Annotated in this window: 11 protein-coding genes, 1 tRNA gene and 1 rRNA gene; 3 read left to right on the top strand and 10 right to left on the bottom strand. The window is 58.6% G+C overall.

Annotated elements, in window-relative coordinates:
- Positions 1–18: 18 nt before the first annotated feature.
- The 9 genes from M5D89_RS05475 to M5D89_RS05435 all read right to left on the bottom strand — a co-directional run bounded on the left by M5D89_RS05475 (position 19) and on the right by M5D89_RS05435 (position 9,768).
- Positions 19–1,554, bottom strand: a 16S ribosomal RNA gene (locus tag M5D89_RS05475).
- A gap of 162 nt (positions 1,555–1,716) precedes the next feature.
- A tRNA-Met gene (locus M5D89_RS05470) sits at positions 1,717–1,793 on the bottom strand.
- 127 nt (positions 1,794–1,920) lie between these two features.
- Entirely contained in the window at positions 1,921–2,943 is a 1,023-nt protein-coding gene (locus M5D89_RS05465; RefSeq protein WP_248884837.1) for a L,D-transpeptidase family protein, read from the bottom strand.
- The gene (locus M5D89_RS05460) at positions 2,927–3,160 is read right to left on the bottom strand and encodes a Rho-binding antiterminator (protein ID WP_248884836.1); all 234 of its coding nucleotides are present in this window, start codon (positions 3,158–3,160) and stop codon (positions 2,927–2,929) included. Before M5D89_RS05460 ends, M5D89_RS05465 begins: the two co-directional genes overlap by 17 nt.
- Positions 3,153–4,427, bottom strand: a complete 1,275-nt coding sequence (gene serS, locus M5D89_RS05455) for a serine--tRNA ligase (protein ID WP_248884835.1) — start codon at positions 4,425–4,427, stop codon at positions 3,153–3,155. The genes M5D89_RS05460 and serS overlap by 8 nt, the downstream gene beginning before the upstream one ends.
- A gap of 2 nt (positions 4,428–4,429) precedes the next feature.
- Positions 4,430–5,689, bottom strand: a complete 1,260-nt coding sequence (locus M5D89_RS05450) for a replication-associated recombination protein A (protein ID WP_248884834.1) — start codon at positions 5,687–5,689, stop codon at positions 4,430–4,432.
- 50 nt (positions 5,690–5,739) lie between these two features.
- Positions 5,740–6,840: an OmpP1/FadL family transporter gene (locus M5D89_RS05445; protein WP_248884833.1), complete on the bottom strand. Its 1,101-nt coding sequence runs from the start codon at positions 6,838–6,840 to the stop codon at positions 5,740–5,742.
- An 11-nt stretch (positions 6,841–6,851) separates the two neighbouring features.
- Complete coding sequence (lolA, locus tag M5D89_RS05440) at positions 6,852–7,511, bottom strand: outer membrane lipoprotein periplasmic chaperone LolA (protein WP_248884832.1); 660 nt, start codon at positions 7,509–7,511, stop codon at positions 6,852–6,854.
- The gene (locus tag M5D89_RS05435) at positions 7,504–9,768 is read right to left on the bottom strand and encodes a DNA translocase FtsK (RefSeq protein WP_283102961.1); all 2,265 of its coding nucleotides are present in this window, start codon (positions 9,766–9,768) and stop codon (positions 7,504–7,506) included. Before M5D89_RS05435 ends, lolA begins: the two co-directional genes overlap by 8 nt.
- Positions 9,769–9,994: 226 nt before the next feature.
- Between M5D89_RS05435 and M5D89_RS05430 the strand changes: the two genes are divergently transcribed.
- The 3 genes from M5D89_RS05430 to M5D89_RS05420 all read left to right on the top strand — a co-directional run bounded on the left by M5D89_RS05430 (position 9,995) and on the right by M5D89_RS05420 (position 12,542).
- Entirely contained in the window at positions 9,995–10,189 is a 195-nt protein-coding gene (locus tag M5D89_RS05430) for a hypothetical protein (RefSeq protein WP_248884830.1), read from the top strand.
- A gap of 136 nt (positions 10,190–10,325) precedes the next feature.
- Positions 10,326–11,405, top strand: a complete 1,080-nt coding sequence (locus tag M5D89_RS05425; RefSeq protein WP_248884829.1) for an APC family permease — start codon at positions 10,326–10,328, stop codon at positions 11,403–11,405.
- A 234-nt stretch (positions 11,406–11,639) separates the two neighbouring features.
- Positions 11,640–12,542 (top strand): hypothetical protein, encoded by a 903-nt coding sequence (locus tag M5D89_RS05420; protein ID WP_248884828.1) that lies wholly within the window; start codon positions 11,640–11,642, stop codon positions 12,540–12,542.
- 692 nt (positions 12,543–13,234) lie between these two features.
- On the opposite strand, the gene M5D89_RS05415 is transcribed toward M5D89_RS05420, so the two are convergent.
- Positions 13,235–13,375: a hypothetical protein gene (locus M5D89_RS05415; protein ID WP_248884827.1), complete on the bottom strand. Its 141-nt coding sequence runs from the start codon at positions 13,373–13,375 to the stop codon at positions 13,235–13,237.
- Positions 13,376–13,502 lie beyond the last annotated feature (127 nt).

Genomic DNA, 13,502 nt, shown 5'->3' with positions numbered 1-13,502 from the left:
CTAGTACCCTGTCTCTTTAAAGGAGGTGATCCAGCCGCAGGTTCCCCTACGGCTACCTTGTTACGACTTCACCCCAGTCATGAACCATACCGTGGTAACCGCCCCCCCGAAGGTTAGGCTAGCTGCTTCTGGTACAATCCACTCCCATGGTGTGACGGGCGGTGTGTACAAGGCCCGGGAACGTATTCACCGCGGCATGCTGATCCGCGATTACTAGCGATTCCGACTTCATGCAGTCGAGTTGCAGACTGCAATCCGAACTACGGCGCGCTTTCTGGGGTCTGCTCCACCTCGCGGTCTCGCTTCCCTCTGTACGCGCCATTGTAGCACGTGTGTAGCCCTGGACATAAAGGCCATGAGGACTTGACGTCATCCCCACCTTCCTCCGGTTTGTCACCGGCAGTCTCCCTAGAGTGCCCGGCCGAACCGCTGGCAACTAGGAACAAGGGTTGCGCTCGTTGCGGGACTTAACCCAACATCTCACGACACGAGCTGACGACAGCCATGCAGCACCTGTGTGTAGGTTCCCGAAGGCACTCCCGCATCTCTGCAGGATTCCTACCATGTCAAGCCCAGGTAAGGTTCTGCGCGTTGCATCGAATTAAACCACATGCTCCACCGCTTGTGCGGGCCCCCGTCAATTCCTTTGAGTTTTAACCTTGCGGCCGTACTTCCCAGGCGGGATACTTATCACGTTAGCTACGACACTCAGCACCTAAGGCACCAAACATCTAGTATCCATCGTTTAGGGCGTGGACTACCAGGGTATCTAATCCTGTTTGCTCCCCACGCTTTCGCGCCTCAGCGTCAGTATTGGGCCAGGTGACCGCCTTCGCCACTGATGTTCCTCCAGATCTCTACGCATTTCACCGCTACACCTGGAATTCCATCACCCTCTCCCATACTCTAGTCAGCCCGTTTCCACCGCCATTCCCAGGTTGAGCCCGGGGATTTCACGGCAGACGTAACTAACCGCCTACGCGCCCTTTACGCCCAGTGATTCCGATTAACGCTCGCACCCTCCGTATTACCGCGGCTGCTGGCACGGAGTTAGCCGGTGCTTCTTCTTGGGTTCACGTCAACAGCAAACGATATTAGCGCTTGCCTTTTCGTCTCCCACGAAAGAACTTTACAACCCGAAGGCCTTCTTCATTCACGCGGCATTGCTTCGTCAGGGTTGCCCCCATTGCGAAAAATTCCCCACTGCTGCCTCCCGTAGGAGTCTGGGCCGTGTCTCAGTCCCAGTGTGGCTGATCGTCCTCTCAGACCAGCTACCGATCGTCGCCTTGGTAGGCCTTTACCCTACCAACTAGCTAATCGGACGTAGGCCCCTCCCTCAGCACGAGGTCCGAAGATCCCCCGCTTTCTCCCTCAGGACTTATGCGGTATTAGCCCAAGTTTCCCTGGGTTGTCCCCCACAAAAGGATAGGTTCCTACGCTTTACTCACCCGTCCGCCACTCGCCACCAGGCCGAAGCCCGTGCTGCCGTTCGACTTGCATGTGTTAGGCATGCCGCCAGCGTTCAATCTGAGCCAGGATCAAACTCTTACGTTCAATCCAACAATTCTCAAAACTTCACGCCATGCAAACCCCTGATCAGATCGCACCAAGCTCACACTCGATACTCCCAAATCAAAAATCCGCACAACGCTTAGGGCCTAAACCCCACACATCTCCACTCGGTTGGGAAAGAACAAAACTGTGTACCGCAAATATTGGTAGCGGGGGTAGGATTTGAACCTACGACCTTCGGGTTATGAGCCCGACGAGCTGCCTGGCTGCTCCACCCCGCACCGGGTCCTATATCCTACTTCGACTCAGAATCAGAAGTCAATCTTCACTCCCTGGTTCCGACCTCGTCAGCGCTTATTTGCTGCCGAGGAGGCGAACTATACTGACCTCGCCCCCCCTTTGCAAGCCCTATTTTAACGCCCCCGGTGGTGTGGCCTGATTGGCGTTGTCGCCATAGGGCGCAAAGGCGTAAGGCTTTGCCGGCAAGCCGGCTATTACTTGGCTCAAGCTGGGGGCGGAGACATCAATAGGCGTGGGAATCGTATCCGGCTTTTGCACGAGGTCGATGACCCGTTGCCAATTGACGACCACCGGGCTTGTCATGCTTTTCTGGTACTGCACGATGGCGTTCACTGCCCGCTGCTGTGGCGAGTCCTTGCTTGCGTAGGCTTCGATGGGCGCAAAACTCTGTAGATAGAGGTGGCCGTTGCCGCTGCTGCCAACCAGATACGGTGCATCGATACTGGTGACTGGGGTGCCCACCTTGACCATCTGGAAGAGCTGGACCTCGTTTTCGGGGTAGACATGGAAGCAACCATGGCTTACCCGCATGCCCACCCCCCAAGGCTTGTTGGTGCCGTGAATGTAGATCTGCGACCAACCTGTTTCCAGAGCCAGCTCTCCCATGGGGTTGTCTGGTCCGGGCGGGAAGTAGGCGGGGATTGGCTCGCCAGCCTTGGCGTGCTCCTCCTGGATGTTTTTGGGTACGGTCCAGCTCGGATTCTTGACCCTGGCGATAATCTTGGTCGTCCCCAGGGGATCAGGCCATTTGGGACGGAAGATGCCAATGGGGAAGGTGTAAACGACCTTCTGATCGGTGGGAAAGTAATAAAGGCGACGGGCGGGGATATCGATGACGATGCCCTTCCACGGCACGGATGGCAGAATATATTGGGTCGGTATGACCACCCGAGTGCCGGCACCCGGCAACCAGGGATCCACCCCAGGGTTCGCGGCGCGGATTTCGTTATAGCCCACGTCATAGTGGCGGGCGATATCGAGAAGGGTGTCCTGATGCCGCGCCAAGACCACTTGGATCTGGCCCACCATGTTGCTGCCGGCAGGGGGGAGGGGGAATTCCGCCGCCCAAGCGGGACCGCTGGCCCCCAGCAGCATGGTTGCCGCCAGGATGATCTTAGTTTTCCACTGCATCGACACGCTCCACCATCGTCAAATCCAGAATTTCTTCCGCGCCTGCGCTATGCAGGCGTAACCATTCCCGGCCCGCCTCCGTCCAGACATCGGCAATGGTCCCCCGCCGCGAGCTACCGTCCCGCAGGCGCAGAGTGATCGGCCGACGACGCAGGGCCGCGAGTTCCAGCTCGCTATGCAAAGCACAGCTGACCGGCACATAAGGGGAATCATACACTCCGGGGCTCAAGATAGGCTTGCCCGCCCAGATAGGGGCGCAGGGCCTCAGGGATCCGCACCCGGCCATCGGCCTGTTGATGGTTTTCCAGCAAGGCCACCAGGGTACGGCCCACCGCCAGGGCAGAGCCATTCAGGGTGTGGGCCAGCTGCGGCTTACCGTCGGCATCGCGATAGCGCAACTGCAGGCGACGCGCCTGAAAGGCACCGAAGTTGCTGCAGGAGCTGATTTCGCGATAACAGTTTTGACTCGGCAACCAGACTTCAAGGTCGTAGGTCTTGGTCGCGGAAAAGCCCATGTCACCGGCACAGAGAAGCATGACCCGATAGGGCAGCTCTAATAACTGCAGCACCTTTTCGGCTTGGGCGGTGAGTTCCTCGTGGGCCTGGACGGCGTCCTCGGGGCGCACAATTTGAACGAGTTCGACTTTATCGAACTGGTGCTGGCGGATCATACCGCGGGTATCCCGCCCTGCCGAGCCGGCTTCGCGGCGAAAACAGGGGGTATGGGCGCAAAACTTGCGCGGCAGATCGCTGACGATCTCGTCGCGCAGGAGGTTGGTGAGGGGAACCTCAGCGGTGGGGATCAGGTAGTAGTCATCATTGCGCAGGGCAAACAGGTCTTCCTCGAATTTGGGCAACTGTCCGGTGCCGAAAAGGGACTGGGGGTTGGCTAGATAGGGCGGCGCGATTTCTTCATAGCCATGCTCCCGGGTGTGCAGATCGAGCATGAACTGGGCAAGGGCCCGTTCCAGACGCGCACCGTCGCCGCGCAGGACCACAAATCGGGCACCAGCGAGCTTGGCACCGGCAGCAAAATCCAGGATGCCCAGGCGGCTGCCGATATCCACATGGTCTTGGACGGGGAAGGGAAAGACCGTTTGCGATCCCCAGGTCCGCTGACAGACATTGTCGCTTTCGTCGCGCCCGTCGGGCACGTCGTCGGCGGGGACGTTGGGCAGGCTACGTACCCAGGTGTCCCAATCGGCAAGAACCTCAGCGAGCGCTGTCTCTGCCTCGCTCACCCGTTGGCCAATCTCGCTGGCGCGGGCCTGCTCCGCGGTGGTATCGCGCTGCTCGCGGCGAGCGAGGCCGATTTCCTTGGACACGGTATTGCGCTGGTTACGGAGGTCTTCGAGTTCCACCTGCAGGGCCTTGCGCCGCTGGTCGAGCTGATACAAGCGATTCGCGTCCAGCTCATAGCCCCGTCGCGCCAAGCGATTGGCGACCTCTACGGTCTGGGTGCGTAGCCAATTGGGGTCGAGCATCTTCAGTCTCCGCGCTGCTTGCGGTGCGCCGCGATCCAGCGCAGGCGCTCCGTCATGGTCTGTTCAAAGCCCCGATCTGCTGGGGTATACCAGGGTTCCGCTGCCATCCCCGTAGGCAGATAACTCTGCATCGGCGCGATAGCGTCGGGAAAATCGTGATCGTATTGATATTCCTTGCCGTAATCCAGCGCTTTCATGAGCTTGGTCGGGGCATTGCGCAGATGCAGGGGGACGGGGCGACTGCCTTCCCGACGCACCTGCGCCCGCACCCCATTCCAGGCCAGCTCGATGCGATTGCTCTTGGGAGCGCTGGCGAGATAGACCGCCGCCTCGGCCAGGGCCAACTCTCCCTCGGGGCTGCCGAGGAACTGGTAGGCATCCCGCGCCGCAATGGCGATCTGCAGGGCACGGGGGTCCGCGAGGCCAACGTCTTCGCTGGCCATGCGCACCATGCGGCGGGCCAGGTAGAGGGGATCGGCGCCACCATCAATCATCCGTGCCAGCCAGTACAGGGCCGCATTGGGGTCGGAACCGCGCAGGGATTTGTGAAAGGCGGAGATCTGGTCGTAGAACTGCTCACCGCCTTTGTCGAATTGGCGCCAGCTTTGTCCGATAGCCTGTTGCACGTGCGCAACGGTAATTTCTTTTTCCTTACAGGCGTCAACGGCCATTTCGAGCATGCCGAGCAAGCGCCTGGCATCACCATCCGCCGCTGCCAGGAGCAAGCTCCGCGCATCCGGAGCGAGGGGGAGCTTTTGGGCGCCGACGCCATTCTCCACATCCGTCAGCGCGTGGTCGAGAATTTCAGTCAAGGCGGCCGTATCCAGGGGTTGGAGTACCTGCACCCGGGCCCGCGACAACAGTGCCGAGGCCAAGGCAAAGCTGGGGTTCTCCGTGGTCGCACCGATCAAGGTGAAAAGCCCCTCCTCCACATAGGGGAGCAAGGCATCCTGCTGGGCCCGATTGAAACGATGGATTTCGTCGACGAACAGGACCGTTCCCTGCCCCCGGTCGCGTAGCCGTCGCGCCTGTTCCGCCACGGCGCGCAAGTCCTTGACTCCACTCTCGACGGCGGAGAGGGTGAGAAATTGGGCATCTTCCTGCTCCGCCAGAAGCCTGGCCAGAGTTGTCTTGCCGCAGCCGGGCGGTCCCCACAGGATCAGCGACGGTAAGGCACCACCATCCAGAATGGCACGCAGGCTACCCTGTGGACCCAATAACGCCGGTTGACCAACGAAATCTTGGAGCCTGCTTGGCCGCATACGCGCAGCCAAAGGACGCCGCTGGCTCATGGCTGTTGTTGGATGAGTCCTCAGAAACTGCGGGCGATGGCCACGCCGAAGGTGAAGTTGCTCGCCTTGTAGCTACCTGCTGGAACCACAGTGCTGGTATCCGGAATGGAGAATGCCGCGCCCGAGGCAGAACCAGATAACGCGTAGGCAGCGCCGATATCGTAGTGCCAAGGTCCAAGACCGATTCCCAGACCAAAGGAGGCGAGATTGGAAGCGGTGGCTGGCGCCGCAAGCTGCACCGCCTGGGTGCCCGCAGGGCTGTCTTCATGGGCAATACCGCCACGAATCTCCAGATCCTGGTTGAGGTGATAACTCAAGCCTACACGGTAGGCTAGCGCCGATTTCCAGCCAAGATTGCCGTAGTAAGGGAGCTGGGCATTTTTCCAGTCCGTCCAGTCAACATCGAGCTCGGTCGCAAAGGAGGGCGTCCAACGATAGCGGAATCCCGCCTGAACCTTGCCCGGCAACTCGATCTTGCCGCCCCCGGCGCTGATGCTGGCGGGGGAAATATAGCTCAGGCCAATATTGTAACCCTCGGTGCTGTAGAGCAGACCAACACGTCCACCTACCCCACCGCCATCTGCTGAAATCGGCCCAAAATGTCCGCCAGTGCTTTGGTAATAATCCAGACCAACGGCAACGCTGAGATCCGGCAGCACCAGATAGGCCACACTGGGGTTGATGTCGATGATGCGTAACTGGCTCTGGAGATATGGATTGGTCGGAGAAAGGGTGTTGGGCGCCCAGGCGTTGTGGAGGATATAGGGCGAGGTAATACCAATCCCCAGGGCCAGGGGCACGCTGTCAAAGCGATGGGTGAAGTACAGATCCGCCAGAATATTGGTCTTTGTTTCGCCGCCAGTACTGCCGTCCGGACCAGAGTAGTTATAGGAGGGTCGCTGCGCCAGCACCTCAAAGGCGGCGCGATTGCCAGCAAAAAATGCCATGCCAGCGGGGTTGTAGGAGTAGTTGCTCACCGGCTGGGCATCGGCAACTACCGCTTGCGCCTCGGACAAGGCCGCAGCGCCAGTAGGCACAGAGAAGGCATTAGCAAGGGCCGGAACGCTGGCCGTACAAGCAAGGATACCGGTCAGACTCAGAAACAGGGCGGTCTTACGCATGAGAACTCCACTCAGGGGTTTTTAAGAACGTCTACCCCGGCAGGCGGAGTAAAATGAAAGGTCTTGCTGGCAATGGGCACATTGACGCGCACATGATCGAAGTGCAGCACGGTTTCCTGCTGGAAGGCATCTTCCATGCGCATGTCACGCAACTGCCCTGCGGCGTCGAAACCCATCCGGATCGACGTGAAGCCTTGGCTCTGCCCTTTCTTGGGGGTGAGCAGGACCCATTGCAGGCCATCCTTGGCTGGCAGGGAACTGATTTGAAAATCGGCAGGCAGCACATCACGCCCGGCAATCAGGGCTGCTGGCGTACTGCCCAAAACTTTGCCCAGGGGCTGCACCGTGACTTGCTGCAGCGCCGGTTCGTAGAGCCAAACTTGCTGGCCATCCGACACGATCATTTGCCCGTTTTTGCCGGCATAGTTCCAGCGGAAGCGTCCGGGCCGTTCGATCCACAGCTGCCCCTGGGCACGCTGCATCACAACGCCGCCGTGATTGACGACCTCTTGCTGGAAATCGGCGCTGATGGTCTTGCTGGTCTGGAAAAACTTCTGCATCACGGCGGCGGCGCTGGTCGCAGTGGCTGCCCAGGCTGGCGTCACCGCCCCGAGACTGCCAAGACCAAGCAACGCCAATGCGGCACAGCCATGCTTCAGCAGCTTAGTCACGCGGCGGCGCAGCGGCGTATACCTCTCGACTACCATTACTTTGCAAGGGGCCAACGATGCCTACCCTCTCCATTTCCTCGATCATTCGAGCTGCCCGATTATAACCAACTTTGAGCTGGCGCTGCACATAAGAGATGCTCGCCTTGCGACTAGTGGTTACGATAGCCACGGCTTGATCGTAGAGGGGATCGCTTTCCGCATCGCTATCCCCATTCTCGCCCGAACCCACATCGTCCCCAACACCGGCAAGAATATCTTCGTCATACTCTGGTGCCCCCAACTGCCGCAGGCTTTCGACCACCCGATGCACCTCGTCGTCACTCACATACGCCCCATGCACGCGCAGTGGGTAACCGCTACCTGGGGGCAGGTACAGCATATCCCCCTGCCCCAGCAAGGTTTCCGCGCCCATTTGGTCGAGAATGGTGCGGGAATCAATGCGGGAGGAGACCTGGAAGGCGATGCGGGTGGGAATATTGGCCTTGATCAGCCCCGTGATTACATCTACCGAGGGGCGCTGGGTCGCCATGATCAAGTGTAGCCCCGCCGCGCGTGCCTTCTGGGCGAGACGGGTGATCAGGGTCTCGACCTGCTTTCCCACCACCATCATCAGATCGGCAAATTCGTCGATGACCACCACAATAGCCGGAAGTGGACGCATGGCGATGGGTTCGTCATTGAAATCCTTGTCCGGGCCGGGAAGGGTCTCGCCGCGCGCGTCGGCCTCGCGGATCTTTTGATTGTAGCCAGCTAGGTTGCGCACCCCGGCATGGGCCATCCACTTGTAGCGTCGCTCCATTTCCGCAACGCACCAGCGCAGGGCATTGGCCGCTTCCTGCATGTCGGTAACGACAGGGGCGAGAAGATGCGGGATCCCCTCGTAGACCGAGAGTTCGAGCATCTTCGGGTCCACCAGGATGAGGCGGACCTCCTGTGCCGTGGCCTTATAAAGAACACTGAGAATCATGGCATTGACGCCAACAGACTTGCCAGCGCCGGTGGTTCCCGCCACCAGAAGATGCGGCATGCGCGCCAGATCTGCGACGATGGGTTGCCCACCAATGTCCTGCCCCAGGGCCAGGGTGAGAAGGCTCTTGCTGTGCGCAAAAGCGCTACTGCCAAGAATTTCCGACAACCGCACGACCCGGCGCTTGGGATTGGGCACCTCGATGCCCATGGTTGCCTTGCCTGGGATGGCCTCCACCACGCGTACCCGCGCCGTGAGCACCCGCGCCAGATCCTTGCTCAAGCCTGCCACCTGACTCACCTTGACGCCAGCCGCAGGCTCGATCTCGTAGCGGGTGATGACCGGTCCCGGGTGGGCCGCAACTACCTGCGCACTGACACCGAAATCGGCAAATTTTTCTTCGAGAAAGCGAGAGCGAGCAGCAAGTTCCTCCGCGGAGGGCGTCAGGGCCGGATCATCCAGTTCTGGAGCATCGAGCAAACCAAGATCCGGCAGGCCATCGGCACGGGGCGGGCCGACGGGCGCAGGAAACGACAACTGGTCCTTGTTCGTTTTTGCCATGCCTTTGGCGGGCGAGGGGTTGCCTTTTTTGGGTGCTGGCGGAGGAGCTGTAGGCGCTTCCGTCACCAGGGGGACAGCAGGCGCAGAGGCAGCGGGGTCCAGCTGGGGAGCCGGCGCAGGTTTCCCCAGCGGAGAGGTAGGTCGGGTGCGGCGCCAGGAGGGAATGCGTGGCATCGACACATGCGGCAAACGGGCATTTCCCAGGGCACTGAGCCATTGTCTAGGACTGGAGCGGGTGAGCAGCGCGATGCTGAATAGCAGCAGCGCAAGGAAGACAAGAACGCTGCCCACGGAACCAATCAGCGGCGCCAGAAGCTGTGACAGGCCGGCACCAATGATGCCGCCGGGGCTTTGCCCCTTGATCGGCCACCAAAACAGGGGCCAAAGAAAAGCCAGCAGCACACTGAAAATCGGTAGGAATAGCGCACCCCCCAGGATGCGCAAACGCGGTAGAGGGTGCTGAAAATGAAGACGACGCAACCAGGTCCAACAGAATCCGAGCAGTGCGAAGGGGAAGAGCCAAGCCGCAATCCCCATGATCTGCACCAGGAAAGCCGCCAGCTCTGCCCCAAGTTCGCCGCCCCAATTTTTTACGGGCTCTCCACGACCACTGTTGAACCAACTCGGATCCAAGGGATGAAAGCTGATGACAGAAATCGCTGCGAACAAGGCAAAGACCAGGAGGAGTACGAGGGCAATCTCGCTTTTCCAGGGCAGTGATCGTTTCAACTGTGGCCCAGCCACTTTGGCGGGACGCGAGGGAGCAGCAGTTCTAGCCATAGGCGCACGCTAAAGGAGCGCTGACACCCTGTCAAGAAAATAAACCAGAAAAACCATGGAACTCCTTCATCTTATTTCGTTTTTATGAACATATAGGGCATGGTCACACAGCATCTGACATTGTTTATGGATGCCGCGAGAATTGATGCAACAAAGTTGCATATTGAGATAAATCATGCCGCAAGCACACCAGTTGAAAACGGATGTGGTAAGTTTCTGGGGCCTCGTCGGACAGAGCATTTCAGGCGTGGCCCCCACCTGCGACGTGGTGGCCTTCATGACCGCTGGTGCCGCCTTTGCCCTGGTCGCCATGCCCCTGTCTTACGTGGCGGCCTTTCTGCTGATGTTCATCGAGGTGAATACCATCTAACACCTGACCAAGCATCGCGACTCGGCGGGGGGCTATTACAGCTTCGTGGCGGCGGGCCTGGGGCCACGGGCGGCCATCACTACGGGTTTTTTGGTCATTTTCTATCAGACCCTGAGCGTGGGGGCGATCCCGGTCTATGTTGGGGGGCGTGTTCCTGCCGGGCCTGGTGCGCAGCCTGGGTTTTGCCCTGCCCGCCTGGTTTTGGGTAGCCAGCATCCTCTTTTTCATTGGGGTGCCGTGGTTGCTGAGTGTGGCGGGGATTCGTCCGAGCATTCGCACCGTCGCCCTCACCAGCCTGATGGAAATCCTGTTTTTGGTCGGCAGTTCTTTATTCATTATCGCCAAGGCGGCACCCGTCCATCCCTGGTTGCCCTTCAGCCCAGGGGATGTGGGCTTCAAGGGGGTAGCCATGGGGATGATCTTTGCGATCACCAGTTTCACTGGCGTGGGCAGTCATACCCCCTTGGGGGAAGAGGCGCGGGGTGTGCGCACCCAGCAAGGACGGGTGATCGGCAAGGCGGCGTTGGCCTCCCTGACCCTGGTCGGGGCAGCGCTGATCCTTTCGGCTTATGCCCTGACCGTGGGCTGGGGAATGAATGACATGCACGCCTTTGCCCAGAATGGCGCCCCCGGGGTGGTGGTCTTTCATCGCTATCTGGGCCTGTGGGGGGCAGCGGCGCTGGTGATCCTGGCCCTGAACAGCGCCATGGCCGACGGCATCGTCCTGCTCAATTCTTCTGCGCGGGTGCTTTTTGCCATCGGCCGCGATCAGCTTTTACACACCCGCTTTGCCCAGGTAAACGGCCAACGTGCACCCCAAAGCGCCATCAATGCCCTGGCCCTCCTCGCTCTGGCCCTGGCCCTGGTCTTTGGGGGCTGCTTTGGTGCCAGCAATGGCTTCAACGTGATGACCACCGCCGTACTCATTGGCCTGGTGACCGTCCACACCCTGATGAACATCGCCCTGATGCGCCTGCCCCGCGGCAAGGAAAAGTTCGCCCCGCGCCCATTCTTCCATTTTGTTTTGCCCATCATCGCCACCCTGCTCTTCTGGTGGGTACTCTGGGAGTCCTTGCTGCCTTTTGTGTATCCGCTGGATTGGTCCGTGGCCCTGTGGCTGCTCGCCCTGGTACCCGCAGTGGTCTACGCCTGGATCCGGGCACGGCAGATTACGCCTGAGCGGGCGCGGGAGTTGGGGACGGCGGATAGGGGGTAAGGGGCATCTTATTCCCGCTGTAATGCAGGCGGGGGCGGCGGGGATAGCGGTGAGAGTATCCCTGTTGGGTTTTGCTTACCGATCACAATTTCACGACGCTCAAAATCCAGATCTTTGACGCGCAACCGGCTTGTTGTCATGCTCGCTCTCTCTTGATAGACCGCTTAAAATGATGTTACATGGCTTTATGGTACAGTATAATTGACGTTATGTGCCGAAAACTGGAGATCGCGAATGAGCACACTATTGGTGTTGGGAGCGGGCGCCAGTTACGGATCAGATACGAGTGACACACCTCCTTTAGGAGGAGCACTCTTTGACGAATTGAGAAAATTCAATCCTCATGGGTGGGGGACGCTGCCTATGGCATTGCATAGCTTATTTAGCGGCGATTTCGAGGCAGGAATGGTTGAGCTCAATAAGACTCGTAGCCACTCATTGCCTGTGCTGCAACGCGCAATGGCTGCTTTCTTTTTTAACTGGCAAGCAAGAAACACCAATACATATGTCGGCCTTGCACAAAAAATTAAGGCGGCAGGCTGGAGCGGAGCAATCTGCACGTTAAATTATGAAAGACTTCTCGAGCAGTGTGTCTCCAATGTTGGCTTGCGGCCGGTTGTCGGTTCGCCCTCAAAGCCGGGATACGATCTGGAAATTTGTTTTCCTCACGGGTGCTGCCACTTGTTTTGCGACTCAGTCACGGGGGCTGCTGGCGCAGTATCATTTGCCGGAATGAACGTAACTACGAACGGTCCCGTTCGTGCTATCTCGAATCCCCATGAATTTCAAAAACGGATTACACAGGACGCGTTTCCTCCGGTAATGAGTTACTTTGAGCCAAGTAAAGCGACCACGAGTGGGGCCAATTTCATCGCGTCTCAACGGCAGCGCTATCGTGATTTGATTAATTCTGCCGCAACCGTTGTGGTCGTCGGAATCCGTGTGCGCCCACACGACCAACATATCTGGGAGCCGTTGGCCAAGACTGGCGCGCGTGTCGTCTATTGCAGTGGAAAAACTGCGGGAGCTGAGTTCACAACCTGGGCACAAAAAGAGCGACCGTCGAAACAAAACATTGTGCTAGACGGCTATTTCAAGAATGAAATCACAGTCATCGCCAACGAGTTGGGTTTGTGAACATAGAAGCACATAACAACGCGCTCAACACGGACGGTCTTGGTCAACGTGATTATGGCGCGTCTCCCAAGCCCGCCGGTAACCGCGAACGTTGGGCATCACATTCAAAACAAAGGCCCCTGTCCTAATAACCTATGAACAGACGTACATCAAATTTGATTCAAAGGTGCCTGGCGGATATTGATATAGTTATTTCTTCTCCGCAGGTAACGACGTTTTTAGTTGGCTATACTAGCACGCTTGAAAACCGTAGAAGAAGCTATATTGGCATTGAGATTCCACACGTCTTTGTAATCGCAGCCGAGCTCGACTACACAACTGCACTTGAAGTTGAGCAAGGGTTGTTTGAGCTCTGTGTTTCTGACAAAAAATCCAGACGATACGAAAAGTACCACCCCGAGAAGAGGGATAAAAGCTACTTACGTAGCTCTGGCGGCAAAGATGCATCGGGCCTCGAATGCTATGTTTATATTGCGTGCTTTTAGTGTCGCGCCGCCCAAAATTCCGTCGAGAGGGACGTCCGCAAGCTGCACTTGCGGTTCCCTTCGCTTGCGGCTTCGGCCGCCCCCAACGTCAAACGTTAGGTCTCAATGGCAGACTTCTTCGTCCACAACGGATATTTGGGCTGGTCGTACGGCACGCCCTCCCATCCTCAGCTCATCTCGGCATCGGATGCGGAGAGAATCACGCGACTAGCCGACGTTACTTTGTCGCAGGCCCAGCAGATCATTCCGCCGGCGCAGTACGCGCAGGAAGGCGACTACCTCTTCGAACTTACGAGCGGAAATCGCTTCCTCTACTTCGGTAACGCCAGTGACTGTGCCAACATCCATCAAGGCAAAGTCAGTTCGCCCTCGCCCATCAGCCGGCAAGGAACCTAACTACTCGTCCAAGCGGACGCGCGTACCGCACGCCGCTTAACTCAAGCGTTGGGTGTCATTGTTGTGGCGGTCATACTTT

The organism is Acidithiobacillus acidisediminis, from assembly GCF_023277115.1.
GTDB classification, from domain to species: Bacteria; Pseudomonadota; Gammaproteobacteria; order Acidithiobacillales; family Acidithiobacillaceae; genus Igneacidithiobacillus; species Igneacidithiobacillus acidisediminis.
The sequence above is the reverse complement of the archived record's forward strand: the minus strand, read 5'-3'. Positions and strand labels throughout refer to the sequence as shown.